Origin of the sequence: Enterobacter cloacae complex sp.6700776 (assembly GCF_048284255.1) — a bacterium.
Classification (GTDB): Bacteria; Pseudomonadota; Gammaproteobacteria; order Enterobacterales; family Enterobacteriaceae; genus Enterobacter; species Enterobacter intestinihominis.
In genome coordinates, this window is record NZ_JBLVYK010000256.1 from 1 (window position 1) to 279 (window position 279).

The 279-nt window shown below is 71.7% G+C and carries 1 protein-coding gene; it reads left to right on the plus strand.

All coding sequences use genetic code 11. From position 1 onward, the window contains the following. Positions 1–279 (plus strand): molybdopterin adenylyltransferase (gene mog, locus ACNQ0T_RS24135; protein WP_417930489.1); only part of this gene is annotated, 279 nt, incomplete at both ends.

Sequence of the window (279 nt, forward strand, 5' to 3'; positions counted from 1 at the left end):
TCTCAGACCCTGATCGAGCTCGTCGACACCGCAGGCTGCGACCTGGTGCTGACCACCGGCGGCACCGGCCCGGCGCCGCGCGAAGTGACGCCCGAGGCCACGCTGGCCGTGGCCGACCGCGTGATGCCCGGCTTCGGCGAGCAGATGCGGCAGATCTCGCTGCACTTCGTGCCCACCGCCATCCTGTCCCGCCAGGTGGCCGTCATCCGCGGCCAGGCGCTGATCATCAACCTGCCCGGCCAGCCCAAGGCGATTGCCGAGACCCTGGCGGGCCATACC